Annotated in this window: 28 protein-coding genes; 21 read left to right on the top strand and 7 right to left on the bottom strand. The window is 55.3% G+C overall.

Annotated elements, in window-relative coordinates; all coding sequences use genetic code 11:
• The first annotated feature begins 394 nt into the window (after positions 1 to 394).
• The 11 genes from leuC (at position 395) to OKX01_RS10585 (ending at position 11,979) form a co-directional block, all read left to right on the top strand.
• On the top strand, positions 395 to 1,798 hold the full coding sequence (gene leuC, locus OKX01_RS10635; RefSeq protein ID WP_264671722.1) for a 3-isopropylmalate dehydratase large subunit: 1,404 nt from the start codon (positions 395 to 397) through the stop codon (positions 1,796 to 1,798).
• Positions 1,799 to 1,811: 13 nt separating this feature from the next.
• A complete protein-coding gene (gene leuD, locus OKX01_RS10630) occupies positions 1,812 to 2,456 on the top strand; it encodes a 3-isopropylmalate dehydratase small subunit (RefSeq protein ID WP_009462149.1) in 645 nt (214 codons plus the stop codon).
• A 120-nt stretch (positions 2,457 to 2,576) separates the two neighbouring features.
• Positions 2,577 to 3,653, top strand: a complete 1,077-nt coding sequence (gene leuB, locus OKX01_RS10625; RefSeq protein ID WP_094196928.1) for a 3-isopropylmalate dehydrogenase — start codon at positions 2,577 to 2,579, stop codon at positions 3,651 to 3,653.
• 45 nt (positions 3,654 to 3,698) lie between these two features.
• Complete coding sequence (gene asd, locus OKX01_RS10620; RefSeq protein ID WP_094196927.1) at positions 3,699 to 4,823, top strand: aspartate-semialdehyde dehydrogenase; 1,125 nt, start codon at positions 3,699 to 3,701, stop codon at positions 4,821 to 4,823.
• A 2-nt stretch (positions 4,824 to 4,825) separates the two neighbouring features.
• On the top strand, positions 4,826 to 6,232 hold the full coding sequence (locus OKX01_RS10615; RefSeq protein ID WP_264671721.1) for a FimV family protein: 1,407 nt from the start codon (positions 4,826 to 4,828) through the stop codon (positions 6,230 to 6,232).
• A gap of 12 nt (positions 6,233 to 6,244) precedes the next feature.
• The gene (gene truA / locus OKX01_RS10610; RefSeq protein WP_094196925.1) at positions 6,245 to 7,072 is read left to right on the top strand and encodes a tRNA pseudouridine(38-40) synthase TruA; all 828 of its coding nucleotides are present in this window, start codon (positions 6,245 to 6,247) and stop codon (positions 7,070 to 7,072) included.
• A gap of 172 nt (positions 7,073 to 7,244) precedes the next feature.
• Positions 7,245 to 7,862: a TRAP transporter small permease subunit gene (locus OKX01_RS10605; RefSeq protein WP_094196924.1), complete on the top strand. Its 618-nt coding sequence runs from the start codon at positions 7,245 to 7,247 to the stop codon at positions 7,860 to 7,862.
• 2 nt (positions 7,863 to 7,864) lie between these two features.
• Positions 7,865 to 9,538 (top strand): TRAP transporter large permease, encoded by a 1,674-nt coding sequence (locus tag OKX01_RS10600; protein WP_094196923.1) that lies wholly within the window; start codon positions 7,865 to 7,867, stop codon positions 9,536 to 9,538.
• Positions 9,539 to 9,597: 59 nt separating this feature from the next.
• A complete protein-coding gene (locus OKX01_RS10595; RefSeq protein ID WP_108727569.1) occupies positions 9,598 to 10,260 on the top strand; it encodes a phosphoribosylanthranilate isomerase in 663 nt (220 codons plus the stop codon).
• A gap of 97 nt (positions 10,261 to 10,357) precedes the next feature.
• Positions 10,358 to 11,173: a TlpA disulfide reductase family protein gene (locus tag OKX01_RS10590; RefSeq protein WP_094196921.1), complete on the top strand. Its 816-nt coding sequence runs from the start codon at positions 10,358 to 10,360 to the stop codon at positions 11,171 to 11,173.
• Positions 11,174 to 11,496: 323 nt separating this feature from the next.
• Positions 11,497 to 11,979, top strand: coding sequence for an urea amidohydrolase (locus OKX01_RS10585; protein WP_199827822.1), 483 nt, complete (start codon positions 11,497 to 11,499; stop codon positions 11,977 to 11,979).
• Positions 11,980 to 12,130: 151 nt separating this feature from the next.
• Here the strand turns inward: OKX01_RS10585 and OKX01_RS10580 are convergent, their stop codons facing one another.
• Entirely contained in the window at positions 12,131 to 13,135 is a 1,005-nt protein-coding gene (locus OKX01_RS10580) for a bile acid:sodium symporter family protein (RefSeq protein WP_094196920.1), read from the bottom strand.
• An 85-nt stretch (positions 13,136 to 13,220) separates the two neighbouring features.
• On the opposite strand from OKX01_RS10580, the gene OKX01_RS10575 reads away from it, so the two are divergent.
• Complete coding sequence (locus OKX01_RS10575; protein ID WP_264671720.1) at positions 13,221 to 14,048, top strand: AraC family transcriptional regulator; 828 nt, start codon at positions 13,221 to 13,223, stop codon at positions 14,046 to 14,048.
• Here the strand turns inward: OKX01_RS10575 and OKX01_RS10570 are convergent.
• A complete protein-coding gene (locus OKX01_RS10570) occupies positions 13,997 to 14,749 on the bottom strand; it encodes a glutamine amidotransferase (RefSeq protein WP_094196918.1) in 753 nt (250 codons plus the stop codon). The genes OKX01_RS10575 and OKX01_RS10570 overlap by 52 nt on opposite strands.
• Complete coding sequence (crcB, locus tag OKX01_RS10565; RefSeq protein ID WP_094196917.1) at positions 14,746 to 15,132, bottom strand: fluoride efflux transporter CrcB; 387 nt, start codon at positions 15,130 to 15,132, stop codon at positions 14,746 to 14,748. The genes OKX01_RS10570 and crcB overlap by 4 nt, the downstream gene beginning before the upstream one ends.
• A 200-nt stretch (positions 15,133 to 15,332) precedes the next feature.
• Here crcB and OKX01_RS10560 point away from each other — a divergent pair, with 200 nt between their 5' ends.
• The 3 genes from OKX01_RS10560 (at position 15,333) to OKX01_RS10550 (ending at position 18,111) form a co-directional block, all read left to right on the top strand.
• Entirely contained in the window at positions 15,333 to 16,985 is a 1,653-nt protein-coding gene (locus OKX01_RS10560) for an acyl-CoA synthetase (protein WP_094198364.1), read from the top strand.
• 74 nt (positions 16,986 to 17,059) lie between these two features.
• Positions 17,060 to 17,545, top strand: a complete 486-nt coding sequence (locus OKX01_RS10555) for a YajQ family cyclic di-GMP-binding protein (RefSeq protein ID WP_108727566.1) — start codon at positions 17,060 to 17,062, stop codon at positions 17,543 to 17,545.
• 47 nt (positions 17,546 to 17,592) lie between these two features.
• Positions 17,593 to 18,111: a GNAT family N-acetyltransferase gene (locus OKX01_RS10550; RefSeq protein WP_413544449.1), complete on the top strand. Its 519-nt coding sequence runs from the start codon at positions 17,593 to 17,595 to the stop codon at positions 18,109 to 18,111.
• 96 nt (positions 18,112 to 18,207) lie between these two features.
• On the opposite strand, the gene OKX01_RS10545 is transcribed toward OKX01_RS10550, so the two are convergent.
• Both OKX01_RS10545 and OKX01_RS10540 read right to left on the bottom strand, forming a co-directional pair.
• On the bottom strand, positions 18,208 to 18,969 hold the full coding sequence (locus tag OKX01_RS10545) for an ABC transporter permease (protein WP_094196902.1): 762 nt from the start codon (positions 18,967 to 18,969) through the stop codon (positions 18,208 to 18,210).
• Positions 18,966 to 19,910 carry an ABC transporter ATP-binding protein gene (locus OKX01_RS10540; RefSeq protein WP_264671719.1) on the bottom strand — a complete coding sequence of 315 codons (945 nt, stop codon included), beginning with the start codon at positions 19,908 to 19,910 and terminating at the stop codon, positions 18,966 to 18,968. Before OKX01_RS10540 ends, OKX01_RS10545 begins: the two co-directional genes overlap by 4 nt.
• A gap of 61 nt (positions 19,911 to 19,971) precedes the next feature.
• On the opposite strand from OKX01_RS10540, the gene tadA reads away from it, so the two are divergent.
• The 6 genes from tadA (at position 19,972) to OKX01_RS10510 (ending at position 24,818) form a co-directional block, all read left to right on the top strand.
• Positions 19,972 to 20,520, top strand: a complete 549-nt coding sequence (tadA, locus tag OKX01_RS10535) for a tRNA adenosine(34) deaminase TadA (protein ID WP_166727010.1) — start codon at positions 19,972 to 19,974, stop codon at positions 20,518 to 20,520.
• Between the two features lie 39 nt (positions 20,521 to 20,559).
• Positions 20,560 to 21,522: an LD-carboxypeptidase gene (locus OKX01_RS10530; RefSeq protein WP_125276744.1), complete on the top strand. Its 963-nt coding sequence runs from the start codon at positions 20,560 to 20,562 to the stop codon at positions 21,520 to 21,522.
• Between the two features lie 63 nt (positions 21,523 to 21,585).
• Positions 21,586 to 23,184: an ABC-F family ATPase gene (locus OKX01_RS10525; RefSeq protein ID WP_094196899.1), complete on the top strand. Its 1,599-nt coding sequence runs from the start codon at positions 21,586 to 21,588 to the stop codon at positions 23,182 to 23,184.
• Positions 23,185 to 23,192: 8 nt separating this feature from the next.
• Positions 23,193 to 23,789 carry an IMPACT family protein gene (locus OKX01_RS10520; RefSeq protein ID WP_094196898.1) on the top strand — a complete coding sequence of 199 codons (597 nt, stop codon included), beginning with the start codon at positions 23,193 to 23,195 and terminating at the stop codon, positions 23,787 to 23,789.
• A 210-nt stretch (positions 23,790 to 23,999) separates the two neighbouring features.
• Positions 24,000 to 24,530: a peroxiredoxin family protein gene (locus OKX01_RS10515; RefSeq protein ID WP_264671718.1), complete on the top strand. Its 531-nt coding sequence runs from the start codon at positions 24,000 to 24,002 to the stop codon at positions 24,528 to 24,530.
• Positions 24,531 to 24,554: 24 nt separating this feature from the next.
• The gene (locus tag OKX01_RS10510) at positions 24,555 to 24,818 is read left to right on the top strand and encodes a DUF2024 family protein (RefSeq protein WP_094196896.1); all 264 of its coding nucleotides are present in this window, start codon (positions 24,555 to 24,557) and stop codon (positions 24,816 to 24,818) included.
• Between the two features lie 64 nt (positions 24,819 to 24,882).
• Here OKX01_RS10510 and trxA read toward each other — a convergent pair whose 3' ends face one another.
• Both trxA and OKX01_RS10500 read right to left on the bottom strand, forming a co-directional pair.
• The gene (gene trxA, locus OKX01_RS10505) at positions 24,883 to 25,263 is read right to left on the bottom strand and encodes a thioredoxin (RefSeq protein ID WP_094196895.1); all 381 of its coding nucleotides are present in this window, start codon (positions 25,261 to 25,263) and stop codon (positions 24,883 to 24,885) included.
• Between the two features lie 120 nt (positions 25,264 to 25,383).
• Positions 25,384 to 26,676 (bottom strand): NCS2 family permease, encoded by a 1,293-nt coding sequence (locus OKX01_RS10500; RefSeq protein WP_094196894.1) that lies wholly within the window; start codon positions 26,674 to 26,676, stop codon positions 25,384 to 25,386.
• Between the last annotated feature and the right edge of the window lie 126 nt (positions 26,677 to 26,802).

Genomic DNA, 26,802 nt, shown 5'->3' with positions numbered 1-26,802 from the left:
GCGTATCCAATCGAAAGTAAGACAAGGGGGGGAGCAAGCTACCGTTCTTTAGCGATGCTTGATTCTTCCGGTTTTTAGCAGCCTGTTTATTCCTCCAGGCCACGTGCTTTACTGACCGATTATGCATGAGTAATGCCCTAGTCATTGATGACTGGAAATCAGTAAAGACCAGTTGTGCCCCGGCGACCGGATGCCGGCCGTGCGCTGTCGGGCCAGTAGGGCCTTCGATCATGTTGAGATTGCTAGGCTTTTTCTTTATTTGGCTATCCTGGTAGTTCTAATACTAGGATAGTGAATGTCCTTGTCCCAGTTACTGCGCCTGTCATAATAAGAAAAAATTTATATGCAGCCTGCTCTGTGCGGGTTGTCGTCTTAACTGAATCGCGAGAGCGCAATGGCAAAAACTTTATACGATAAGTTGTTCGACGAACACGTCGTGCATCAGGACGCGGATGGCACCTGTTTGATCTACATTGATCGCCACTTGCTGCATGAAGTGACCAGCCCCCAAGCCTTTGAAGGTCTGACACTGGCTGGCCGCAAGCCGTGGCGCATCAGTGCCAACCTGGCTGTGGCGGACCACAACGTTCCCACCACTTCCCGCCAGAACGGCATTACAGATCCGATCTCGCGCCTGCAGGTTGATACTCTGGACGCCAACTGTGAAGAGTTCGGTATTACCGAGTTCCGCATGAACGACGTGCGTCAGGGCATTGTGCACATTGTTGGCCCCGAGCAGGGCGCCACCTTGCCCGGCATGACGGTGGTTTGTGGTGACTCCCACACCAGCACGCACGGAGCCGTGGGCGCTTTGGCTTTTGGTATCGGCACATCGGAAGTGGAGCACACGCTGGCCACCCAGACTCTGCTGATGAAGAAAAGCAAAAGCATGCTGATCCAGGTGGACGGCACGCTGCCTTTTGGCTGTACCGCCAAAGACCTGATCTTGTATGTGATCGGTCAGATCGGGACGGCCGGTGGTACAGGCTATGCCATTGAGTTCGGCGGCTCGGCGATTCGCGCCTTGTCCATGGAGGGCCGCATGACCGTGTGCAATATGGCGATTGAAGCCGGTGCGCGTTCGGGCATGGTGGCGGTGGACGAACAGACCATTCAGTACCTGCGTGGCCGTCCTTACTCGCCCAAAGGCGTGTTGTGGGATCAAGCCGTGGCCTACTGGAACACCTTGCATACCGATGAAGGCGCCGAATTTGACCGCGTGATCCGTATCGACGCCAGTCAGATCACCCCTCAGTTGACCTGGGGCACGTCACCGGAAATGGTGTTGCCTATCGACAGCCGCGTACCGGATCCAGACAAGGAAAAGGACGACGTTGCCCGCAACGGCATGGAACGCGCCCTGGAATACATGGGCCTGACGCCCAATATGCCTTTGACCGATATTCGCATTGATCGCGTATTCATTGGCTCCTGTACCAATGCCCGAATTGAAGACTTGCGTGCGGCCGCCAGCGTAGCCAAGGGTCGTAAAGTGGCTTCCAACGTCAAGCAAGCCATGATTGTTCCTGGCTCCGGTCTGGTGAAACGTCAGGCCGAGCAAGAAGGTCTGGACAAGATTTTCCTGAATGCCGGTTTTGAATGGCGTGAGCCCGGCTGCTCCATGTGCCTGGCCATGAACGCCGACCGTCTGGAACCTGGCGAGCGTTGCGCTTCGACCTCCAACCGTAACTTTGAAGGACGTCAGGGGCAGGGTGGTCGTACCCACCTGGTCAGCCCAGCCATGGCGGCTGCCGCCGCTATTGCTGGCCATTTTGTCGACGTGCGTTCGTTCAGCTGAGGAAATCCATACCATGCAAGCATTTACTACTCATGAAGGTCTGGTCGCTCCCTTGGATCGGGAGAATGTGGATACGGACTTGATCATCCCCAAGCAGTTCCTCAAATCCATCAAACGCACCGGCTTTGGCCCCAACTTGTTTGACGAACTGCGCTATCTGGACCACGGTGAACCCGGCATGGATAATTCCCGCCGTCCGCTGAACCCGGATTTTGTGCTGAACCAGGACCGCTACCAGGGCGCTTCTGTGCTGTTGGCGCGTAAGAACTTTGGCTGTGGCTCCAGCCGCGAGCACGCGCCCTGGGCGCTGATGCAATATGGTTTTCGCGCCATCATTGCGCCGTCTTTCGCCGATATTTTCTTTAACAACAGCTTCAAGAACGGCTTGCTGCCTATTGTCCTGAACGAGCTGGATATTGCCCGCCTGTTCGATGAAGTCAAAGCCTTCCCCGGTTACAAGCTGCGTATTGATCTGGCCGAGCAGCGCGTCATCACACCTGAAGGTCGGGAGTTGCCATTCACCATTGATGCCTCGCGCAAGCACAGCCTCTTGAATGGCCTGGATGAAATTGGTCTGACCTTGCAGAAAGCGGACATGATCCGTCAGTACGAGGCCGAGCGTCTGGCCCGCCACCCTTGGTTGGTCGGCCAACCTTGAACATGGGTGCCGGCCTTGTAGAAGCCTCGCTGTTGCGGCCTGCCTATGGCGGCCAAGATGCTTCGGTCGTCGGGCCGGCGCTCTTCACTCTTACTCTCTAATTTTTACGTCCTACTCATCATGACTCATAAAATCGCAGTATTGCCCGGTGACGGCATCGGTCCCGAGATTACCGAACAAGCTCAGCGCGTACTGGGCGCTCTGGGCATGGATCTGGAAATGACCGTGGCTCCGGTGGGCGGCGCCGCTTACGACCTGCACGGCCATCCTCTGCCACCTGAAACACTGAGCCTGGCCCAACGCTCCGACGCCGTGTTGTTCGGGGCTGTGGGTGATTGGAAATACGATTCGCTGGAGCGCCACCTGCGTCCCGAGCAAGCTATTTTGGGCCTGCGTCGTGCCATGGGCCTGTTCGCCAATCTGCGTCCCGCCATTCTGTACCCGCAACTGGCTAACGCCTCCACCCTGAAACCAGAAGTCGTGTCCGGTCTGGATATCCTGATCGTGCGTGAACTGACGGGCGATATCTACTTCGGTCAGCCGCGCGGTGTGCGTACCGTGGAAGAGGGCAACTTTGCTGGCGAGCGTCAGGGTTTTGACACCATGCACTATGCCGAAAGCGAAGTGCGCCGTATTGCCCACGTGGGTTTCCAGGCCGCACAAAAACGTCAAAAGCGTTTGTGCAGCGTGGACAAGTCCAATGTGCTGGAAACATCCCAGTTCTGGCGCGACATCATGATTGATGTGGCCCGTGAGTATCCGGACGTGGAATTGAGCCACATGTACGTGGACAATGCCGCCATGCAATTGGTGCGCGCACCAAAAGAATTCGACGTGATTGTCACAGGCAACCTGTTTGGCGATATCCTATCGGATGAAGCGGCCATGTTGACAGGCTCCATTGGCATGTTGCCCTCGGCATCTCTGAACGCATCCCAGCAAGGTTTGTACGAACCTAGCCATGGCTCGGCACCCGATATCGCCGGTCAGGACAAAGCCAATCCTTTGGCCACCATTTTGTCCGCTGCCATGTTGCTGCGCTACTCGCTCAATGCAGAAGACCAGGCCAAACGTATCGAAGCAGCGGTTGCCAGCGTGCTCGAACAAGGTTTGCGTACCGGCGACATCTACGAAGACGGTTGTCAATTGCTGAGCACCAGTGCTATGGGGGATGCAGTGCTCAAGGCTTTGCGATAGTATCTTCTATCGTTTTATTTTTTTATATATCCAGGTGGTACTACTATGACTCAAGCGGTAGGTTTGGTCGGCTGGCGTGGGATGGTGGGCTCCGTGCTCATGCAGCGCATGCGCGACGAAGGCGATTTTTCCCTTTTTCAGCCGGTGTTTTTCTCGACTAGCAATGCTGGCGGCGCAGCTCCCTCGTGGGCTGACGGCGCTGGCCCTTTGCAGGACGCCCACGATATTGACGCTTTGAAAAAGCTGCCCATTATTGTGACCGCCCAGGGTGGAGATTACACAAGCCAGATCTACCCCAAGCTGCGTGCCGCCGGCTGGAATGGTTTGTGGATCGACGCGGCCAGCACGCTGCGTATGGATGAAAACTCCGTGATTGTGCTGGACCCGATCAATCGTCCTGTGATTGATGCGGCGCTGGCCAACGGTGGCAAGCAATTCATCGGTGGTAACTGTACGGTCAGCTGCATGCTGATGGGTCTGGGCGGTCTGTTTAACCAGAATCTGGTTGAGTGGATGACCAGCATGACGTATCAGGCGGCGTCGGGCGGTGGTGCACAGCACATGCGCGAACTGCTGACTCAGTTCGGTCTGATCAATCAGTCCGTCTCCAGCCTGCTGGACGATCCTGCATCGGCCATTCTGGATATCGACCGTGGTGTCTTGCAGACACAGCGCGATCCCAATCTGCCGCAGAAAAATTTCGGCGTTCCGCTGGGCGGCAGTCTGATCCCCTGGATCGACTCTGACCTGGGCAATGGCATGACGCGTGAAGAGTGGAAAGGCGGCGTGGAAACGAACAAGATCCTGGGCCGTGGTGCGCAGGACAAGCATATTCCTATCGACGGTCTGTGCGTGCGTATCGGTGCCATGCGTTGCCACAGCCAGGCTCTGACCATCAAGCTGACTCGTGATGTACCGCTGGACGAGATCACCGATATCCTGGCTGAAGGTTCCAAGTGGGCCAAAGTCATTCCTAACGAGCGTCAAGCCACGGTAGATTCGCTGACTCCGGTTGCCGTGACTGGCACGCTGGATATCCCTGTGGGGCGTCTGCGCAAGCTGAACATGGGTCCCGAGTACCTGAGCGCCTTCACGGTTGGCGACCAGTTGCTGTGGGGCGCAGCTGAACCGCTGCGCCGCATGTTGCGTATTGCTTTGGGCGAGCTCTAATCATGGTTGGCTGCCTTCATCCCGTACGTACGCTGGGTTCGGCCCTGCTAGTGGCCGGGATGCTGGCGGCCGCACCGGTTTGCGCTTTGGAGATTGGCCATAGTCGTTTGGTGTCAGCTCCCAATCAGGTTTTCAAGCTGGATGTGGGTATTCGACAGATCAGTCCGGAAGAAAGCCTGTCTCTGAAAGTGGCACCTGCTCCCTTGTCGGTCTGGCAGCAGGCTGGCTTGACCCCTCCGGTTGATCTGAATTCCCTGAAGACCGTGATCGAGCGTGACGAGCAAGGGCAAGTACGACGCATTCGGCTCTCTTCCGAGCAGATGTTCTCCGGTTCTGTGGCCGATGTGCTCTTGCAGATTCAAAGTGATAGCGGACAGTTCCTGCATCAGGTCAGCGTGCTGGCCCCGGCTCCGGTGGCTGTCAAAGCGGTGACTCAAACACAGGCAGGCCATCAGGCGCCAGTGTCTGTGCAGGTTTCCGGTTCGACCACTCCATCCAATGTGAAGGCACAAAGCGCGGTACGCGTGAAATCCGGCGATACCTTGCATGCCTTGGCGCGTCGCCATGCCGTGGATGGTGTCAGTGCCTATCAGTGGATGATGGCGGTTCATAAGCAGAATCCGAATGCGTTCATCAAGCAGAATATGCACCGCCTAAAGGCGGGCCAAACCTTACAGATTCCCGATGTGGCGGCGATGTTGTCCATAGACGATGCTCAAGCTCGTCGCCTCTATGTCGATCAGGCCCAAGCGTTGCGCTCTGCTGCGCAGGAGGGGCAGGATCAGGCTGATGCCTCCCAGGGTGTGGCGCAAACGGGTTCAGGCGAGCCGGGAGCTCAGGCGCAAGGCCAGGATCGTTTGCTCTTGTCGGCAGGGACGCAAGCCCGTGACGCCAAGCAGCAATTGCAGCATCAACTGCGCGAGACGGGCGACCGTGTCTCGCAATTGGAAGAGAATGTCTCCACCCTGGGCCGTGCCTTGCAGTCTCAAGGCGAGGCCGCTAAAGATTTAATCCTGGATTCGGCGCAAGAGCTGGGTCTGGGGGATGCCGGTAGCGATGCTGCTACGGGCAACACGCATTCTGGCGCTTCGGGCGCCGCTTCTTCTGCCGCCGTGGCAGGAGCGATTTCCGCACCATCTGAGCCCGAGCAGGGCAAGATGGCCGGTGCAGTTAACAAGGCAAAAAAGACCGTGTCCTGGATTCAAGAACATATGTTGGCCGTGATGGCCGTAGTACTGGCGTTAATTGTGGTCCTGGTGACCTGGGTGTTGCGCCGTGCCAATACCGAAAATCGCCATGGCGATGACTCGCCCGCACCCGTTAGCGAAGCGATGGTTCGGGAAAAACTGGAAAAAATCAATCTGGACCTGGATCAGCCGCCTTCGGACGAGCCTCCCGTTCGTCAGTAAGGCAAACCCACCATGAGACGTATTGCATTGGGTGTCTGCTATGAAGGGACGCCCTGGCTGGGTTGGCAAAGTCAGGCCGGTGGCAACACCGTTCAAGATGTTCTGGAGCAGGCACTGCGCCGTTTTACGGCCCAGCCTGTCTCTACGATCTGCGCCGGTCGCACCGACACCGGCGTTCATGCCCTCAATCAAGTAGTTCATCTGGATACGGCTGCCGAGCGCAGCCTGGAGTCGTGGGTGCGCGGCTTGAATGCTTTGCTGCCGGACTCCGTTGCCGTGCAATGGGCGCGCGAAGTGCCGGATGATTTTCATGCGCGCTTTTCCGCCCAAGGCCGCCATTACGTTTACCTGTTGCGCCAGCATCGGGTGCGTTCCCCTTTATTGCATGGTCGTGTTGCCTGGGTGTATCGCCCCTTGGATCTGGCCTTGATGCGCGAGGCGGCTCACCATTTGGTGGGCGAGCACGACTTCAGTGCATTTCGTTCCTCGCAATGTCAGGCGGCCAGCCCGGTGCGTACCATGTCGCACATTCATATCGAGCAGCAGGGCGATTTTTTCCTGTTCCGTTTCAGCGCCAATGCTTTTTTGCATCACATGATTCGCAACCTGATGGGTATGCTGATTTATATCGGCCAAGGCCGACAGCCGCCAGATTGGGTTTTGCATTTATTGGCGCAGCGCGATCGCCGCTTATCGGCTCCGACGTTCGATGCCAGTGGTCTGTATCTGGCCGGGGTAGATTACCCCCAGCAGTTTGATATTCCTACCCGCAATCCCTACGATTTGCTCTATGAATTAAGTGGCTTGCGATTTGCTGAAACGGTCTCAGAAAAATCATGATTTAGCCCGGGTCTAAAGGGTTTATCCCCGGTATTCGAACCGGCTTCACATGCTTGAATCGTATAAAATGTGAAGCCATTTTGTTTCTTACATTCTTATCTGTATAAGGCCGACCACCTTCGAGCATGAGCCACAAGCGAATCCAGAAGGCGACCATATCCTGAGCAAGGCCATGAAATTTTTCTTACGATTGTCTAGTTTGATCGACCGTCTGAATACGGTCGTTGGTAAGTCCGTGACCTGGCTAACCCTGATCGTGGTGTTGGTCAGTGCTATTAACGCCATCGTTCGCAAGGTGTATGGCATCAGCTCCAATCAGTGGCTGGAATTGCAGTGGTATTTGTTCGGTGCCATTTTCTTGCTGGCGGCCGGTTATACCTTCTTTGTGAATGAACATGTACGGGTGGATGCGTTAGCGGAACGTTTTCCGCCGCGTGTTCAGGTCTGGATCGATATTATTGGCGTGATTTTTTTCCTTCTGCCCGCAACCTTGCTGATTTTTTGGCTCTCTATTCCGTTTTTTGAGCAGTCCTATGTGCTGAACGAGCAGTCCTCCAATACGGGTGGGCTGGTGCGTTGGCCTGTCAAGTTACTGATCCCCATTGGTTTTGCCTTATTGGCTTTGGCCGGTGTGTCCCACCTGATCAAATGCATAGGCTTTTTGCGCGGTGTCTGTCCCAACCCCTTATTAAGGAATGGTGGGCTGAGCGCAGAAGAAGAACTTGCCCAGGAAATTCGTCAGATTGCCCAGGCAAACGAAGCAACAACCTCTGTTTCTAAGGGCCAGTAACAATGGAATTTCTGGTTGATAATCTGGCTCCGATCATGTTCTTTAACCTGATCGTGTTTTTGCTATTGGGTTTTCCCGTTACCTTCACCTTGTCGGCAATCGGGATTTTATATGGTCTGGTCGCCATTGAACTGGACATGATGCAGCCGGCCTTATTCCAGGCCTTGCCTCAACGGGTATTTGGTATTGTCGAGAACGATACCTTGCTGGCGGTTCCCTTCTTTACCTTAATGGGGCTGATCTTAGAGCGCTCAGGGATGGCGGAGGATCTGCTCGATACCATTGGTCAGCTATTTGGTCCTTTGCGTGGTGGTCTGGCCATTGCCGTGGTGCTGGTCGGTGCCATGTTGGCTGCTACGACGGGTGTGGTGTCGGCCTCCGTGATCTCCATGGGCTTGATCTCTTTGCCCATCATGTTGCGCTATGGCTATGACCGCAAGTTAGCCACAGGGGTGATTGCAGCCTCGGGCACGCTGTCGCAAATCATCCCGCCTTCCATCGTACTGATTATTCTGGCTGACCAACTGGGGCGCTCCATCGGTGATATGTACCGAGGTGCCATGCTGCCCGGTCTGCTGTTGGTGGCGACCTATGTTCTGTACATTGTGGTGATGTCCTACATCAAGCCCAAGTCGGCTCCTGCCTTGCCGCCAGAGGCCCGTGTGTATGTGGAGCCTAATGGCAGCCGTGGTTTGACCTCGCTGATCGTCTTAAGCATTGTGGCATCGGCCGTGGCCTACTTTGGTTCGCAGCACTATTTTGCCACTCACCCCAATATCCCCATGGACGAGCACATCGTCGTGCTGATGCTGTTGTGGGGGGTAACGGCCTGGGTGATCGCGCTGATCAACAAGTTGCTCAAGCTGAACATGCTGTCCAAAATCGCCGAGCGCGTGATTTTCGTGATGGTGCCACCGCTGTTCCTGATCTTCCTGGTGTTGGGCACCATCTTTATTGGTGTGGCTACCCCCACCGAGGGCGGGGCGATGGGGGCGGTGGGGGCCATCATCATGGCCGTAACGCGTGGCCGCTTATCCTGGAAGCTGCTGCGTCAGGCCATGGAATCGACGACCCGCCTATCGTGCTTTGTGGTCTTCATTCTGGTGGGTTCGACCGTCTTTAGTCTGAGCTTTCGCGGCATCAATGGTGACCTGTGGGTCGAGCACCTCTTGATCGACATGCCCGGCGGGGAATGGGGCTTCCTGATCATTGTCAGTATTCTGACCTTCCTGCTGGCTTTCTTTCTCGACTTTTTCGAGCTGGCCTTTATTATTGTGCCGCTGCTCGGGCCAATTGCTGACAAGATGGGCATTGACCTGATCTGGTTCGGTGTTTTGTTGGCGGTCAATATGCAGACCTCCTTCATGCACCCGCCTTTTGGCTTCGCGTTGTTTTTCCTGCGCTCGGTGGCCCCCAAAGATGACTATACCGACAAGGTGACGGGCGAGCGTATCAAGCGTGTGTCGACGACTGATATTTATTGGGGCTCAGTGCCGTTTATTATCATTCAATTGTTGATGGTGGCTGCTGTTTTGACCTTCCCCGGCTTAGTCACACATTACAAGCACGGCGAAGTTTTGCTGGATGATTCACAAATTCAGTTCGGTACAGAATCGACCTATGGTTCTGACAGCTATGGATTTGGAATGGATGATGCCGCCAGCAGTTTCCAGTAAGGACGCGTTATGATTCACACGGGGGCATCTGGCCCCCGTTTTTTATTCGAGGATGTGCGATGTTCAGCCGTACCCGAGTCAAGATTTGTGGCTTTACCCGAGCGCAGGATATCGATGCTGCCGTGCAGTTGGGCGCAGATGCAGTGGGCTTTGTTTTCTACCCGAAAAGTGCTCGCATGTTAAGCACGGAGCACGCTGTCGCCTTGCGCGCCCGTGTGCCGGCGTTTGTGCAGGCAGTCAGCCTGTTCGTGAATGCCTCCGAGAACGTTGTGCGGGAAATTCTGGAACAGGTGCAACCCGATTTGCTGCAATTTCACGGTGAAGAAAGCCCGCAAGAGTGCCGGCGCTACGCACATCCCTATATCAAGGCTTTTCGGGTGGGCGCGCCCGGTCTGGATACAGTGGACGGTTTGCTGGAACAGTGCCTGAATTATCGCGATGCACGCGCCTGGTTGATGGATGGTTATCACGATGCCTACGGTGGTACCGGCACGGCCTTTGATCCCGAACTGATTCAAGGTTTGCAAGCACGTCTGCAAGACCAGGATGGCCTTCCTCCCTTGGTTCTGGCCGGAGGGATGCGTATTGACAATGTGGCTGAGCGAGTGGCCTTGCACCGCCCGTATGCCATCGATGTCAGCAGTGGGGTAGAGTTGGAACCCGGTATCAAGTGCCACACGAAAATGGGTCAATTCATGCAGATCTTGGGCAAGGCCTCCTGACTTAGGGAATCTTTTAGCCGCGCCGCTGTCTGTCTTTATTGCCCCGACCCGCTTATGGCGGGTCTCTTTTTACTTGGTCTTGTCAGGATTGATGTTTATGCAAAGCATACAGCTCGGCCCCTTTACCTTTGCCACCTCTTTGTTTGCTTTTATGGTCGCGGCATTACTGGGGTTGTTTCTGGCCGCCTGGCTGGATAGACGCAGGCAGACCCGGGCCGAATCGGTCTTGTGGCGGGCGATTATTTTGGGCGTGCTGGTTGGACGTTTGGGCTTTCTGATTCAGCAGTGGGAGTTCTACCAAAGCGAGCCATTGCACTGGCTGGATCTGCGTGACGGTGGCCTGATGATCCCTGCCGCTGTGACGGCAGGCTGGTTTTATGTGCTGTGGCGTGTGCTGCGTGACAAGGCGATGCTGCCAGCCGTGTCCGGCGGCCTGGCCGTGGGTGTGGCCGCTTTTTCTTTGATCATGGTGGCAGTCGGCCGAGGCGGTGTAGAGCCGACCATGCCATTACCCGAAATAGACCTGATCCCCATGCAGGCTGATTTCAGCGCGCCGCAGAGCCTGGATCAATATCAGGGGAAGGTGACTGTCGTCAATTTGTGGGCCAGTTGGTGTCCTCCTTGTCGTCGAGAAATGCCGGCTTTCAAGCAGGTGCAGTCCAGCCGTTCGGATGTCAATATTGTGTTTGCGAATCAGGGCGAGGAACTGGGTGAAATCCAGAAGTACCTGATGGACGAGAACCTGGAGCTGGGCAATATGTGGCGTGACCCACAAATGAAACTGGGCCAGGCCGTACGTAGCCGAGGCTTGCCAACCACCTTGTTCCTGGACGAGCAGGGCCGTTTGGTGGATGTGCGGGCAGGGGAGTTATCGGCAGCAACCTTGAACGACAAGATCAACAAGCTGAAGTGAGCAGTTTGGATGTAGCGTTGTTTGGCGCGTGTTGAGCAGGGCGTTGGAGCAGTAGCGTGCTTCAGCGCTCTTTTTGTTTGGATGGAAAATACAAGTTTATGGAGACGCTTGTTAGGAATGATTTACTTGTTAATTGTTTGCTAGTTTGGTTTTTAATTATTTTTATAAAATTATCTAACTTTTTTAATTAATCTATTAGTTAGGCGCAGTGCTGGATGTTGATTGTTTAATTCAATCGGTAAATAGTACTTCCTTAAGAATGTAAATTAGTATTTGCTGCTACTATGTGCCGAGGTTTTTCATCTGTTTATAAGGGTTTAGCCATGAATTTGACAGATAAAGGCACGAAAACCGCCAAACTCTCAGCGCCCGATAGAATCATTTATGCAGACAGATATCTTATTCATGGTCCGGATGATATTACGGCATATATGAAAGGCGTTTGCTATGACGCCGCAGCGTATATGCGTTATTTGTATAACGCCAAAATTAGTTATGAACAATTAACGTCCATATCTGCCCAGAACTGGCTACCTTTATTTAATTTTTCAAAAGGCAGGAAGTGGGATGGGCAAAGCTCTTTGCCCGGAGGCAAGGCTATTGGATTTTGTCGAGTCGCAGGCATGCAGTTCTTCCATGCCGCCATTGCGGTGGGTGGAACGGAGATCAGAGCGATTAATGGCGGTCTGCTGGGGGCAGGGTGGCTGCATCCTGTTGATTTGCGCAAGGTGCTGAATCAAAAGAATCCTGATGGCTCATTCAGGTACGATGGCACCACTATTTTTGTGTACATTTCGGATCTATAAATAAGCTCAAACCAGCCCTTGAAAAGGCGTTCGTAAACTGCCTATCAAGCTGCCTTGATGAACTATTCAACGTACCGGTTGGGGTTTTGCTTCCAGTCAGTAAAATGGCCCGGTTTCCAAGAAACCAGGCCATTTTCATTTGTCCTTCCGATCAAGCACGTTGCAGTTGTGCTTTTTCATTTGGTGTTTCTGGACGCTGCGCATATTTATTCGCAATGAATGCACAAGCCATCAATTGAATCTGGTGGAAGATCATGATGGGCAGCAGAGCTGGGCCAATCGCAGCACCGGTAAACAGGACCTGGGCCATGGGCACGCCGGTTGCCAGACTTTTCTTGGAGCCACCGAAGACAATCGCAATTTCGTCTTCTTTATTAAAACCCAGTTTACGAGCCAGCCAAGTGGTCAGGAACAGGATGATGGCCAGCAAGACCAGGCAGACCACAGCCAGAATAGCCAGAGACTTGGGCGGTACGGTCTGCCACAGTCCACCAATGACCGAGGCGCTGAAAGCGGTGTAGACCACGAGCAAGATCGAGGATTGATCGACGCTGCGCAGCCATTTGCGGTTGCGATCCATCCATTTGCCAATCAGGGGGCGCATCAGGTGGCCGACGACAAAGGGCAGCAACAACTGCAGGCTGATCTTTTTGATGGCATCCAAGGTCGAGGCGGCCGAGCCACCATCAGCATCCAGCAAGAGCTTGAGCAACACTGGCGTGAGCACAATACCGATCAGGCTGGAGGCTGATGCGCTACAAATGGCAGCAGGTACGTTGCCACGAGCAATGGAGGTAAAGGCAATGGCCGATTGCACGGTGCCGGGCAGGGCACACATGTACAGAATGCCCACAAACAAAGGCATGCCCAGCAATGGCAGCAAGATGGGCTTGGACAGCAGACCCAGCAGCGGAAATATGACAAACGTGCAGCCAAAGACCAGCAAGTGCAAACGCCAGTGGGTTGCTCCGGCAATGATGGCTTCGCGGGACAGTTTGGCTCCGTGCATGAAGAACAGTAGGGCAATGGCCAGACCAGTGATCACATCGAAGATCACCGCACCTTGGCCGTAGGCGGGAAAGAAACTTGCCAGTGCCACCACGCTGATCAGAATCAGGGTGAAGTTGTCAAAAAGCAGTCGTAGTTGAGAGAGCATGGATTTGTTAGAGGCTTGAAAGGCTTGTGTTATGAAAGGCCTCACTGTACCGTAGACTTTTTTGGGGGTTTATCGCTAAACGGATATGGATTATCGACAAACGGACATTCTGATGCCGGCGGAGCCAATTCCAGCGAGTTTGCAGCAGTTGCGCTACCTGCCCAGGCCTTTGTATGGCCAGGAGCGTACCTTGCCCAATCAAGCTATTGCTCGTCCTCATCGACATCCCTGGGTGCAGTTTTCCTATGCCCTGACTGGGGTGATCGAGGTGCGCACGGCCAGCGGTCGTTTCATGGCACCGCCTCAGCAGGCGGTATGGGTGCCCGCAGGCGTTGAGCATGGGGTGCGTAGCTCACCCGATGCCCAGATTCGTAGTCTTTATATTGATGTCAGTGCCTTGCCTGAAGCACCAACGGTGTGTCGCGTGGTGATCGTAGACCGTTTGTTGCGCGAGCTGATTCGCGAGTTCAGCCTTTTGCCTGTGTTGTATGAGCGAGAGGGGGCACAGGGGCGCCTGGTGCAGGTCTTGCTGGATCGTTTGCTGGCTGCACCTGAAAGCGGCCTGATTCTGCCCTGGCCTTCGGACCCGCGCCTCTTGCAAGTGTGTGAGCAATTGCAGGCCCACCCATCGGGTGACTGGAGTTTGCAGGATCTGGCAGAGCAACAGGGTTTGTCCGAAAAAACCTTGAGCCGTTTGTTTCGCCAGCAAACGGGGTTGACGTTTCGGGTCTGGCGTCAGCGCTTGCGTGTCATGAGTGCCTTGCCTCTTTTGGAGCGACATGAAAGGGTGACTGATGTCGCCCTGGCATGCGGCTACGACAGCATGTCGGCCTTTGTAGCGGCTTTTCGGGATTTGATGGGTCAAACCCCTGGCGAATTTTTCCGTCGTCCACTGGGGCCGCTGGACGAGTAAATCTGCACAAAGCGGCACAGCAGACGACGGGCGTCAGGCGTGTCCTGAATGGGGTCTGCCAGGGTTTTCGGGTCTATGCCCTGGGTTCGCCAGGACTCAGCCTTTCGCAGCACGCAGTATCGCAGCAGGCCGGCAAAAAACTCAGGATGAAACTGGATTGACCACTGCGCGGGGCCGTACCGCAGGATTTGATAGGGGTCGTGGGCGGAACTGCCCAGCACTTGCACATGGTCCGGCAAACTCAGCACACTTTGCTGGTGCGTGAGCAGGGCAGGGAACTGCATGGGTAGATGGGTCAGCAACTCATGCTCGTGCGCCTGCTCGGACAGGTGAATGGGTAGATAGCCCACCTCGGCTCCCAGAGGATGGTAATCCACACGTCCGCCCAAGGCGTGAGCCATTAATTGATGACCGTAGCAAATACCCAGCAAAGGCATGGGGGTCTGATAGCGCTCCCGAATCCAGGCGGCCAGATTTTCGCTCCAGTCCGGCTCGTCAGTGACCATGCTCCAGGAACCGCTGATCACGACAGGGTCCGGGCAGTCTGCTGCGGGCAGGGCCTTGTCCTGATGGACTCGCCAAGTGTGGACATTCACCTCCAGAGCTTGCAAGGCACGTTTGAACCAGGCGTTCTGATTCCCGAAACGTTGCTCCACATCCGGTGGAGGGGAGCCGGCTTGCAGAAAATGCACGTCTATCATGTCTGTCCCCGCAGCAGGCCCCAGGTGGCCATGCCCAGACCCAGCATCACCAAGGAGCCGACGACATGGATGGCGATGCCGCCCAAGGCCCAGATATAACGCTGTTGCATCATCAGGGTCATGATTTCGGCAGAGAAGGTAGAGAAGGTCGTCAGGCCGCCCAGGAAACCTGTCATGATGAACATGCGCCAGCCTTCGTGGCCCAGCCCCAATCCGCTGAAATAGGCCATCGCAATGCCCATCAAATAGCTGCCAAGCAAGTTAGCCAGCAAAGTACCGGGGGGCAGCGTAGGGAACAGGACATTGAGACCTTGGCTCAGGAGCCACCGCAGCAGTGCGCCCAGTGCACCTCCGGCGGCAATATACAGCATGGCTACGGGCATGAAGCACCTTCGGGTAGGGGGCAAACTGTCAGCGAGCAGTCAGCCGGTCGCGATATATACCTTAGATAGCGTGTCATTATGCGCCTCTATAGCTGAAAAGGCGACCTTGCCCAAAGCGCTGTAGCCAGCTAATGTATGAGCGCAATTATCAGACGGACCGCCGTGGATTTCGGTTAGCCCGCCCTTTTTTTGGAGACTTTGTGGTGAGTATTTACGATCAGGATTTGCCCCAGACAGACGCCAATTATCGTGTTTTGTCGCCGCTGGATTTCATCGAGCGCAGTGCTTTTGTCTACCCTGACTACCCGGCTCTGGTTTACGGGCCCGCCCAAAACGGCATCAAGATGAACTGGTCGCAGCTTTATGCTCGCACCCGTCAGCTAGGTAGTGCCTTGTCCAAGGCAGGGATAGGCAAGGGCGACACCGTGGCTGTGATGTTGCCCAATACTCCGCCCATGGTTCAGGCTCACTTTGGCGTGCCGATGTGCGGCGCCGTGTTAAACACCTTGAATACCCGTCTGGATGCCAGCACCATCGCTTATATGCTCGATCACGGCGAAGCGCGTGCGGTTCTGGTGGATAGCGAATTTGCCGCCGTCATGAAAGAAGCCCTGAGCCTGCGCGAAAGCAAAGAGCCCATTCTGGTTATTGACGTCGTGGACACTTATTTTGACACTGGCGCAGAGCGCATCGGCTCGCAAACCTATGAAGAGTTTGTTGACGGAGGTGACCCGGATTACGAATGGCAATTGCCCGCCAACGAGTGGGATGCAATTGCCCTGAACTACACCAGCGGTACTACCGGCAAGCCCAAAGGCGTGGTCTATCACCACCGTGGCGCGTATCTGGGGGCCTTGTCCAACGTCTTGGAATGGGACATGCCCAAGCATGCGGTCTATCTGTGGACCCTGCCCATGTTCCATTGCAATGGTTGGACTTTCCCTTGGGTGATCGCGGCTCGTGCTGGCGTGAACGTCTGTTTGCGCAAGGTGGAAGCCCAGGCCATGGTGGACAATATGGTCGATTATGGCGTTACCCACTACTGTGGTGCGCCCATTGTGCATTCCTTGCTGGTCAACTCCGACGAAGCCTTGAAGTCCCGCCTGCCCAAGGGTGTGTCGGCCATGGTGGCAGGCGCTGCACCTCCAGCCACCATGATCGAAGGCATGGAGCGTATGGGTTTTGTACTGACCCACGTTTATGGCCTGACTGAAACCTATGGTCCAGCCTCGGTCTGTGCACAACATGCTCCCTGGAATGAACTGGGCATTCAGGAACGTGCGCAGCGCAATGCCCGCCAAGGCGTGCGCTATCACCTGCAAGGGGCAGTGCAGGTTCTGGATCCACAGACCATGCAGCCTGTACCTGCAGATGGTCAGACCATGGGCGAGATCATGTTCCGTGGCAACATCACCATGAAGGGCTACCTGAAAAATCCCGAAGCCACTCAGGAGTCCTTGGGAGCAGGCTGGTTTCATACTGGCGATCTGGCAGTGTGCGAACCCGACGGCTATGTGCGCATCAAGGATCGCAGCAAGGACATCATCATTTCCGGGGGCGAGAATATTTCCTCCATCGAGATTGAAGACGTCATGTATCGGCATCCGGCCGTGCAGGCGGCCGCTGTCGTCGCTCAGCCTGATGAACGGTGGGGCGAAGCGCCTCATGTCTACGTGGAACTGCGTCCCGGTGCGGAAGTCACCGTGGAAGAACTGCGCGCGCATTGCCGTCAGTACTTGGCTGGCTTTAAAATACCGCGACATTTCAGTTTTATAGAGTTGCCCAAAACGGCAACAGGTAAAATACAGAAATTCGCGCTGCGTCAGCAGGCCAAGCAAGCCGCTTCGGACTAAGACCAGCGTTTTCTAAAAAGCACACAGGTCGCTTTATGCGGCCTGTCTGCACTTAAGGAACAGGACGGTTAGGAATGCCATCTTTTGACGTTGTATCCGAGGTCAATACCCACGAATTGCGTAACGCAGTCGAACAAGCCAGCCGCGAGTTGGCTACCCGTTTTGACTTCAAAGGTACGGATGCCAAATTTGAACTTGAAGACGAGAACACCATTTTGCAGTCGGCTCCCAGCGTGTTTCAACTGGAGCAAATGATGCAGATTTTGCGTGGTCGTATTGCAGCCCGTGGTATTGATGTGCGTTGCCTGGATACGGAAAAAGTGCTGGAAAACGTGGCCGGTGCCCGTCAGAAAGTGAAAGTGCGCCAGGGGCTGGATCAGCCTACGTCCAAGAAGCTGATTGCCGCCATCAAGAACGCCAAGCTGAAAGTGGATACGCAGATTCAAGGTGAGAAACTGCGTGTGACTGGCAAAAAACGGGACGACTTGCAGGCTGCCATCGCGTTGCTTAAACAGACCGAGGTGGAATTGCCTTTGCAGTACGATAACTTCCGCGATTAACAAAGTGAAATGGCTCGGTGGCAGTAGTGGGCCGCTGTGTAGTAGGTATGACTTTACAGATTGAATTAATGCGTTTGCACGATCTGGACCAGGTGCTGGAGGTTCAGGCTGATGTGTATGACGCGGATATTCTGGAAGACCGCAGCTTTTATCAGAACCGCCTGGAACTGGCGCCGGAGAGCTGCTGGGTGGCACGCGATGCCGACGATCAATTGCAAGGGTATCTGGTGTCCTATCCCTGGGCGGGGCTGTTGCCGCCGTCCCTGGGGGATGCCTTGAACAGCTTGCCTGCGCCTGCAGACCAATGGTTTATTCACGATTGCGCCGTGATGCGCCGAGCACAAGGCCGTGGTGTGGCCGGGGCCTTGTTGCAGGCCGGTCGTCGCTACGCCTGGCAGCGTGGTCTGCGTCGTTGCAGTCTCGTGTCTTTAGGACCGGCAGTAGGGTATTGGCAGCGTCTTGGCTATAAGCCCATTGAAGGTGTTCCTGCTCCCGTGCTGGAAGCAAAGTTGCGTCAGTATGGCGATCAGGCCAGTTTCATGGATTGCGTGGTGCGTCCTGTTTGAGTGGCTCTTACGGGTCGTTTAGCGCTCAGCATTTAGTTAAGACGGGTCTTGTTTGAATTGCCAAAAAATGGCCGGGATCGTCCCGGCCATTTTTATTCAAGGCCGCAACCGGTATCCCGTCTTGAAAATCCAGGCAGCCACGCCCAGAAACACGCTTAAAAACAGCAGTGTCATCCCCAGGCTCAGCCACACATTCACATCGGCCAGATCAAAAAAGCTCCAGCGAAAGCCGCTGATCAGGTACAGCACTGGATTCAGCAAGGTCAGCTTTTGCCAGAATTCGGGCAGCATGTCGATAGAGTAGAAAGTGCCGCCCAGAAAGGTAAGGGGGGTCAGAATCAGCATGGGCACAAACTGTAGTTTTTCAAAATTGTCGGCCCAGATGCCAATAATGAAACCCAGCAGGCTGAAGGTCAGGGCGGTCAGTGCCAGAAAGCACAGCATCCAGACGGGGTGGGCAATCTCGTAAGGGACAAACAAGCGCGCCGTAATCAGGATGATGGCCGCCAGAAACAACGACTTGGTGGCTGCTGCACCCACAAAGGCCAGGGTCACTTCAAAGTGGGAAATGGGCGCTGACAGAATCTCGTAAATATTGCGGGTAAAGCGTGGAAAGTAAATTCCGAAGGCGGCGTTGGAGACGCTATGCGTCAGCACTGACAGCATGGTCAGCCCAGGCACAATAAATGCGCCGTAGGGCACACCGCCAATTTCATTGAAGCGATGGCCGATGGCAGCGCCGAACACCACAAAATACAAGGCGGTAGAAATCACGGGTGCCACAATGCTTTGCAGTAGTGTGCGACGGGTGCGCGACATTTCGTAGCGGTAAATAGCCAGAATGGCGTACCAATTCATGATTGTGCCCCTACAAACTCAACGTAAATATCTTCCAGACTGCGTTCACGGGTATGGATGTCGGTAATGTTCAGCCCTGCTTGGCCGATAGCCGCCAGCAAGCTGCTCAAATCGTGTTCCTGGTCGCGGTTGTTCAAGGGGTAGAGCAGACTCATGCCGTCCGCGGAGGTCTGTAGGCCCAGTGAACCCAGCGAGGCGGGTAGGGCGCTGAGCGGCTCAGCCAAAGTCAAACTTAGGGTTTTGCCGCCCAGGCGGCGCATCAGATTATGTTTGGTCTCGACCAGTTGCAGTGAGCCTTTATTGATAAAGCCAATGCGGTCCGCCATTTCCTGGGCTTCTTCGATGTAGTGGGTGGTCAAAATAATGGTGACCCCTTGATCGCGCAATCGCTTGACCAAGGCCCACATGCCTTGGCGCAAGGCCACGTCCACACCGGCGGTCGGTTCATCGAGAAACAGGATTTCAGGTTCGTGAGAAAGCGCTTTGGCAATCAGTACGCGGCGCTTCATGCCGCCCGAGAGCGTAATCAAGGGGCTGTCTTTTTTATCCCACAAGGACAAGTCTTTCAGAATCTGTTCAATCAGGGCCGGATTGGCGGCTTTGCCAAACAGGCCACGACTGAAACTGACGGTATTCCAGACGGTCTCGAAGGAGTCGGCGCTCAGCTCTTGTGGCACTAAGCCAATTTTCTGGCGGGCGCGCTTGTAGTCGGTGACATTGTCTGCCCCATCTACCAGGACGGTGCCGCTGCTGCGATTGACCAGCCCGCAGATAATGCTGATCAAGGTGGTTTTGCCTGCGCCGTTGGCACCGAGCAAGGCAAAGATTTCGCCTCGCCAGATATCCAGGTCTAAAGCGTGCAGGGCTTGATGCCCGTTTGCGTATTGTTTGCTCAGGCCTCGAACACACAAAATAGCGTGAGAATCAGGAGTGTTCTGCATAGACAGTAAAATGACCCTTTTGCTGTGCCGACAGGGTTTGAATAACGCAATGGATGTGACAATGCCAACTAGCTTACCACCGCAAACAGACAGTGACGTTTTGAGTGATGCTCAGGCGATGGCTTTAGCCCTGGAACAGGCTCAACTGGCAGCCAGCATCGGCGAAGTGCCGGTCGGTGCCGTACTATTGGATGCGGATGGCAGGCTGTTGTCTGTGGGCTCCAATCGCACGGTCTGTGATCACGATCCCACTCAGCATGCCGAGATCGTGGCCCTGCGTGCCGCAACCCGTAAGGTCGGTAATTACCGCCTACCTGGAGCCAGTTTGTTTGTGACTCTGGAGCCTTGCATGATGTGTCTGGGAGCCTTGCTGCATGCGCGTCTGTCACGCGTGGTGTGGGCGGCAGCCGATCCGAAGACCGGGGTGTGTGGTAGCGTGGAGTCCTTGCACTTGCATCCCACTCTGAATCACCACACCCGTGTTTCGGGCGGTTTGATGTCCGAGGAGGCGGCCCAGGCCTTACGGGATTTTTTCCGCGAACGACGGGAACAAAAGAAGTTGCAAAAGCAGGCTCAAACAGTCCAATCGCCGCTGGATGGCACCCCGTAGTCTCGCTAAAATATCAGCACTTTATTATCAAGGTTCATCATGAGCAGCCCCGAGCACGACCACCATCACCATCACCACGAACATGGCCAATGCCATTGTGGGCAGCAGGACAGTTCGGGCATTTACCTGTTTTCGCCCTCTGGCCAGATCCTTGAACCCAAGCGTTTGGAGCTGGCAAGCCAGCGTCTGAATCAGTTGGGCTTTGCCGTGGACATAGACCCGGACGCTCTGGAAGTGCACGAACGCTTTGCCGGTACGGACGCCCAGCGCCTGGCCGCTGTACAGCGGGCCTTGCAGCAGCCCCAGCCCATTGTGATGGCGACACGCGGCGGCTATGGTTTGAGCCGCATTCTGGGCCAGATCGACTGGCGCGCGGTGGCCGATAGCGGCAAGCGTTTTGTGGGCATGTCGGATTTCACGGCCTTCAATCTGGCCTTGCTGGCGCAAACAGGGGCCATCAGCTACACCGGCCCCACGGCGATTGCCGATTTCGGCGGCGATGAAACCGATGAGCTGACCACCGAGCTGTTTGGCGAGTTGATGCGTGGCGAGTTGGAGTTGTTCAGCTTTGAGTCCGAGGATTCGGATGCTGTCGATGGCCATGGCATTTTGTGGGGCGGCAATCTGGCCGTGGTCTGCTCTTTGCTGGGCACACCTTATTTTCCCAATATTGACGGTGGCATCTTGTTTCTGGAAGACGTGGGCGAAGCCCCGTATCGGGTCGAGCGCATGTTGACGCAACTTTGGCATGCTGGCGTTCTGAATCGCCAAATGGCGGTGGTGTTGGGCCGTTTCACGGCCTACAAAACGGGCGCTTCGGATAATGGTTTCGATATGGATTCGGTGGTGCGCTGGTTGCGTGAAACCGTCAAGGTTCCAGTCGTAACGGGCCTGCCGTATGGCCATGTGGAGGTCAAAGTCAGCCTGCCTGTTGGCAAGGAAGTGGGCCTGGCCACCGAGGATGGCATGGCTTATCTGGTCCTAGATGAGCACGAACACTAACGGATTTCGCGCCTGCTTGATACACTACTGGGTTGAACTCAACCTTTTTCAAAGTACGTTTACGTGATCTCCACCGCTAATTTAACGATCCAGTTTGGTGCCAAGCCTTTATTTGAAAACGTCAGTGTCAAACTGGGCGGAGGCAACCGCTATGGCCTGATTGGTGCCAACGGGTCGGGCAAGTCTACCTTCATGAAAATCATTGGCGGCGACCTGGAGCCAAGCGGGGGTAATGTATCGCTGGACCCGGGCGTGCGCCTGGGCAAGCTGCGTCAGGACCAGTTTGCTTACGAAGACAAACGTGTGCTGGATGTGGTGTTGATGGGCCACACCGAAATGTGGAGCACCATGCAAGAGCGTGATGCCATCTACGATAATCCAGAGGCCACGGAAGAAGACTACATGAAGGCCGCCGAGCTGGAGGCCCGTTTTGCCGAGTACGACGGCTACACCGCCGAGAGCCGTGCCGGTGAACTGCTGATGGGTCTGGAAATCCCGGTCGAACAGCACCAGTTGCCCATGAGCGAAATTGCTCCGGGCTGGAAGCTGCGTGTGCTGCTGGCACAGGCCCTGTTCTCCAATCCTGATGTCCTGCTGCTGGACGAGCCGACCAACAACCTGGATATCAATACCATTCGTTGGTTGGAAGATGTGCTCAACAGTTACCAGAGCACCATGATCATCATCAGTCACGATCGTCACTTCCTGAACCAGGTTTGCACCCACATGGCCGATTTGGACTACGGCGAGCTGCGTGTCTACCCCGGCAATTACGACGATTACATGCTGGCTTCCGTGCAGTCGCGCGAACGCGTGTTGGCGGCCAACTCCAAGGCCAAAGAGCGCATTGGCGAGCTGCAGGACTTTGTGCGCCGTTTTGCCGCCAACAAGTCCAAGTCCCGTCAGGCGACGTCGCGTCTGAAGCAGATTGGTCGCTTGAAAGCAGACACTATCGAAGTCAAACCTTCTTCGCGTCAGAATCCGTTTATTCGCTTTGAACAGAAAAAAGTCCTGCATCGTCTGGCCGTCACCATCGAAGGGCTGAGCAAATCCTACGATCATCCCGTTATCAAGAACTTCTCGGCCATGATTGATGCGGGCGAGAAAATTGCGATTGTGGGGGCGAACGGTGTGGGTAAGACGACCTTGCTGCGTTTGCTGGCTGGTGATCTGGCTCCCGACAGCGGTTCGGTCGTCTGGTCCGAAAACGCCGATATCGGCTACATGGCTCAGGACGTATCGGACGAATTCGACACCGAAGACAATGTGTTTGACTGGATCAGCCAGTTCCGTCAGGCGGGCGACGACGATCAGTCTCTGCGTTCTGTGCTGGGTCGCATGCTGTTCTCGGCCGATGACATCATCAAGCCTGTAAAGGTGTTGTCCGGTGGCGAGAAAAACCGCATGACCTTCTCGCGTCTGATGCTGGGCCGGCATAACGTCATGTTGCTGGACGAGCCCACCAACCACCTGGACATGGAGTCCATCGAGTCCTTGCAGATGGCCCTGGAAAAGTTTGAAGGCACCCTGATTTTCGTGTCCCATGACCGTGAGTTCGTATCCGGTGTGGCAACCCGCATTATCGAAGTGATGCCTGAAGGCCGTCTGGTTGATTACCGTGGTGGCTACGAAGACTACCTGGCCAGCCGCGAACAGGACTGAGGCTAGCGGTGGCCGTCTTTACCCTGCGTGAGCCCACCAGCTTTGAGCAGGACATCAAAAAAAGCCGTTTTCTGGCACTGGCTGCACCAGTAGACAGTGCCAGCCAGGCCTTGGCCTTCTTCCAGGCCAAGGCTGTGCCCGATGCTACGCATAACTGCTGGGCTTACAAGATCGGGGCTGAATACCGCTTTAACGACGACGGCGAGCCTGGCGGTACGGCCGGGCGCCCCATTTTGCAAGCCATAGAAGGGCAAGATTGCGACCGTGTCGCGGTGCTGGTCATTCGCTGGTTTGGGGGCGTCAAGCTGGGAACGGGCGGCCTGGTGCGTGCCTACGGCGGCGTGGCCGCTCAATGTTTGCGTCTTGCTGACAAGCAGGAACTGATTCCCATGGCCGCCTTGCGCTGCCGCTGCTCCTTCGCCGACCTGGCTTTGATTCAATCCCGTTTCGACAGTTTTGGCGTTCAGGTTCAGGACGAGCAATTCGACGCTGAAGGCGTGCAGTGGGTATTGAATCTGCCAGTCGAGCATAAGACGGAGTTCCAGCAGTCCTTTATCAATATGACGCGTGGCCAGGGCGAATGTGAGCCCCTGGAGCAAACGTAGGCTATCTTCCGTTCAGCAAGCCGGGTCGCAATGAGCTTGTTCTTGCCATCTGTATTGATGGAGCCTTTTTGGACGAAAAGGTATCTTTTCCAGACGATTGTCCCTTCGCGCTGTCCGGGCCGTGGCCATACTAAACACTTCTGATTCCTTCTAAGTCTGCATCCAGCCTGCGGGTATGATCGGGTTTAGTCAGCATTGTGGGTATATGTCATGTCCTACGAGATCCATGCCAGCCAGTGGCTCAATACGAGCGCGCCATTAAGCCTGTCATCCTTGCGTGGCCGCGTTGTGGTGGTCACTGCCTTTCAGATGCTTTGTCCGGGCTGTGTCATCAACAGCCTGCCGCAAGCCAAGAAACTCGATACCTTGTTCTCGCGCGATGATTTGCGCATTATTGGCCTGCATAGCGTGTTCGAGCATCATGCGGTGATGGGCCCGGCAGCCTTGCAAGCCTTCGCCCATGAGTATCGCTTGAATTTTCCTATTGCCATTGATCAGCCCTCAGACAGCGGCCCCTTGCCGCGCACCATGAAGGAGTGGGGACTGGGCGGCACGCCATCCACCATTATTTTTGATCGTGATGGCAAGCTGGCTTTGAAGGAATTGGGCCATCTGGATGATTTGCGTCTGGGTGCGTTTGTCGGGCAGTTGATTGCTCGTCGCCCGGCCCAGGAAAACAAGAAAGAGGGGATGATGGAAAAGGAAGGCTCGCCCTCTTGCGGGCCTACGTGTACCTATTAGGTGTTTTGCTGAAAAGGGTTTGTCATGAAGATTGCCGTGTTTGATACCTACGTCGTGCGTCCTGACGGGCGGCGTATGCACTTTGATATTTTGGTCAGCGATGAGGCCAAGGATATGGACAAGGTCCTGAGTTATGGTCGGCGTTATCTCGAGGCCAAAGGGGTGAGTGTGGAAAGTTTCACCTCGCGAGAGTGTCGTTTTTGCCATACGGAAATGGCTTCCGCGCCGGTCGAGAATGAAATCAAACGTAGCGGTTTTGCGATTCTTGAGTTGGAAAACTGCGAATAAAGCAGACTCAGGCATAAAAAAACGCCAGACAAGTTGTCTGGCGTTTTTTGTGGAACTGGGCCGATTAAGCCTGGTCAGGCTGCTGATTTTGCTGAGCAGCAATTTCAGCATGGACTTTTTCCATGTCCACAGCCTGGACTTGCTCGATCAGGTCGTCCAGTTGGGCAGCGGATAGGGCACCGGCTTGCGAGAACAGCAGAACGCGTTCACGGAATACCATCAAGGTTGGAATGGAGCGGATACGCAGGCCAGCAGCCAGTTCTTGCTCTTCTTCGGTGTTGACCTTGGCAAAGGTCACGTCGGGGTGCTTGGCCGCTGCCGCGTCAAAGACAGGGGCGAATTGGCGGCATGGACCGCACCAGGGAGCCCAGAAGTCGATGATCAGGGGTTTGCCGTCTTCTACTGCTGCCTGGAATGTTTCTTCGTTCAGTTCGACGATGCTCATGGGGGAGCCTCCGCAATAAAAAAGCGGCTGATGGTGTTCAGCCGCTTCGTTAAACATGTGATCAGTGTACTCGTTTTCCAGACAGCCCTAAAGCGCCAAACGAGTTTAAAGCATGCTTTTTCATTCCGTAGCGATGGCGTATTTGATCACGAACAAGATGGCCACAATCAGCGTGGCCAGGTGAATACTGCGCCAGCGGCCGGTTGTCAGTTTCAGGATGACGTAGCTGATAAATCCAAAGGCCAGACCGTTGGCAATCGAGTAAGTGAAGGGCATGGAAAAGGCAGCCAGAGCAGCAGGGACAGCCTCGGTCATGTCCTCCCACTCCACTTCAGTAATTTCACGCATCATCAAGCACGCCACGTACAGCAAGGCGGGGGCGGTGGCGTAGTTGGGCACGGTAGCCGCCAGGGGCGAGAAGAACAGGGCCAGCAGAAACAGCACGCCGATAGTCAGGGCAGTCAGACCGGTACGGCCGCCGGCTTGCACGCCCGAGGCGCTTTCCACGTAGGCGGTGGTACTGCTGGTGCCTAACATCGAGCCAGCTACAATGGCGGTGCTGTCGGCTAAAAGGGCGCGACCCAAGCGATTGGGTTTGCCTTCCTCGATCAGACGGGCACGTTTGGCAACGCCGATCATGGTGCCAGTGGCGTCAAACACTTCAACCAGTACCAGAACCAGAATTACGTGGACAAAGCCGGTGTGCAGAGCACCCATGATGTCCAGTTGCATAAACGTGGGCATCAGAGAGGGCGGGGCGGAGACTACGCCACCGAACTCGCTATGACCGGTCAGCATAGATAAAACGGTCACGGCCAGAATGCCGATCAGAATCGCACCACGTATTTTCAGCGCATCCAGGGCGGCAATAATGAAGAAACCTAAAATGGCATACAGTGCGGCTGGTTGGGTCAGGTCACCCAATGTAATTTTGGTGTCGGGGTGAGCGACCACAATGCCCGAGTTCATCAAGGCAATCAGGCCCAGGAACATACCAATACCGGCGGCAATCGCGCTTTGCAAGGATTTGGGAATGCCCCGAATCAGCCAGGATCGGATGCCAGTCACCGTCAGGATCAGGAAGATTACGCCGGAAATAAAGACCGCGCCCAGTGCTTGTTGCCAGGTATAGCCCAGGGAGGCGACCACAGTGAAGGCAAAAAAAGCGTTCAGACCCATACCCGGCGCCATGCCGATAGGCCAGTTGGCCACAAAGGCCATGATGAAGGTGCCCAAAGCGGCGGCCAAGCAGGTAGCGACAAAAATAGCGTTGCGATCCATGCCTGTGGAGGACAGGATGTCTGGATTCACAAAAATAATATAGGACATGGTCAGGAAGGTGGTAATACCTGCCAGGACCTCGGTACGAACGTTGGTGCCATGCTCAGAGAGTTTGAAGAGACGTTCAAACATGGGCAGCCTCCTTGTGATTATTAGGCGATCGGAGCTTGAGATTATCGATGCGGGATTTTAACCACGAGTGTGCCACGGCGTCGCCCCCCTTTGTCGCGATGTATCGGCACAACCCCGACACTATCC

It is taken from the genome of Alcaligenes sp. SMD-FA (assembly GCF_025960365.1).
GTDB lineage: Bacteria > Pseudomonadota > Gammaproteobacteria > Burkholderiales > Burkholderiaceae_B > Alcaligenes > Alcaligenes aquatilis.
Note: the sequence above shows the minus strand (reverse complement) of the source record. Positions and strands in the feature narration are given on the sequence as shown.

Bases quoted from the DNA above. Each gene is read 5' to 3' on its own strand.
- truA (WP_094196925.1), top strand. From the start codon at position 6,245: ATGAGACGTATTGCATTGGGTGTCTGCTATGAAGGGACGCCCTGGCTG.
- OKX01_RS10530 (WP_125276744.1), top strand. From the start codon at position 20,560: ATGAGCAGCCCCGAGCACGACCACCATCACCATCACCACGAACATGGC.
- OKX01_RS10595 (WP_108727569.1), top strand. From the start codon at position 9,598: ATGTTCAGCCGTACCCGAGTCAAGATTTGTGGCTTTACCCGAGCGCAG.
- OKX01_RS10540 (WP_264671719.1), bottom strand. From the start codon at position 19,910: ATGCAGAACACTCCTGATTCTCACGCTATTTTGTGTGTTCGAGGCCTG.
- OKX01_RS10575 (WP_264671720.1), top strand. From the start codon at position 13,221: ATGGATTATCGACAAACGGACATTCTGATGCCGGCGGAGCCAATTCCA.
- leuC (WP_264671722.1), top strand. From the start codon at position 395: ATGGCAAAAACTTTATACGATAAGTTGTTCGACGAACACGTCGTGCAT.
- OKX01_RS10510 (WP_094196896.1), top strand. From the start codon at position 24,555: ATGAAGATTGCCGTGTTTGATACCTACGTCGTGCGTCCTGACGGGCGG.
- OKX01_RS10605 (WP_094196924.1), top strand. From the start codon at position 7,245: ATGAAATTTTTCTTACGATTGTCTAGTTTGATCGACCGTCTGAATACG.
- crcB (WP_094196917.1), bottom strand. From the start codon at position 15,132: ATGCCCGTAGCCATGCTGTATATTGCCGCCGGAGGTGCACTGGGCGCA.
- OKX01_RS10550 (WP_413544449.1), top strand. From the start codon at position 17,593: ATGACTTTACAGATTGAATTAATGCGTTTGCACGATCTGGACCAGGTG.
- OKX01_RS10500 (WP_094196894.1), bottom strand. From the start codon at position 26,676: ATGTTTGAACGTCTCTTCAAACTCTCTGAGCATGGCACCAACGTTCGT.
- OKX01_RS10545 (WP_094196902.1), bottom strand. From the start codon at position 18,969: ATGAATTGGTACGCCATTCTGGCTATTTACCGCTACGAAATGTCGCGC.
- OKX01_RS10570 (WP_094196918.1), bottom strand. From the start codon at position 14,749: ATGATAGACGTGCATTTTCTGCAAGCCGGCTCCCCTCCACCGGATGTG.
- asd (WP_094196927.1), top strand. From the start codon at position 3,699: ATGACTCAAGCGGTAGGTTTGGTCGGCTGGCGTGGGATGGTGGGCTCC.
- trxA (WP_094196895.1), bottom strand. From the start codon at position 25,263: ATGAGCATCGTCGAACTGAACGAAGAAACATTCCAGGCAGCAGTAGAA.
- OKX01_RS10515 (WP_264671718.1), top strand. From the start codon at position 24,000: ATGTCCTACGAGATCCATGCCAGCCAGTGGCTCAATACGAGCGCGCCA.
- OKX01_RS10615 (WP_264671721.1), top strand. From the start codon at position 4,826: ATGGTTGGCTGCCTTCATCCCGTACGTACGCTGGGTTCGGCCCTGCTA.
- OKX01_RS10580 (WP_094196920.1), bottom strand. From the start codon at position 13,135: ATGCTCTCTCAACTACGACTGCTTTTTGACAACTTCACCCTGATTCTG.
- OKX01_RS10585 (WP_199827822.1), top strand. From the start codon at position 11,497: ATGAATTTGACAGATAAAGGCACGAAAACCGCCAAACTCTCAGCGCCC.
- OKX01_RS10590 (WP_094196921.1), top strand. From the start codon at position 10,358: ATGCAAAGCATACAGCTCGGCCCCTTTACCTTTGCCACCTCTTTGTTT.
- leuD (WP_009462149.1), top strand. From the start codon at position 1,812: ATGCAAGCATTTACTACTCATGAAGGTCTGGTCGCTCCCTTGGATCGG.
- OKX01_RS10600 (WP_094196923.1), top strand. From the start codon at position 7,865: ATGGAATTTCTGGTTGATAATCTGGCTCCGATCATGTTCTTTAACCTG.
- leuB (WP_094196928.1), top strand. From the start codon at position 2,577: ATGACTCATAAAATCGCAGTATTGCCCGGTGACGGCATCGGTCCCGAG.
- tadA (WP_166727010.1), top strand. From the start codon at position 19,972: ATGCCAACTAGCTTACCACCGCAAACAGACAGTGACGTTTTGAGTGAT.
- OKX01_RS10555 (WP_108727566.1), top strand. From the start codon at position 17,060: ATGCCATCTTTTGACGTTGTATCCGAGGTCAATACCCACGAATTGCGT.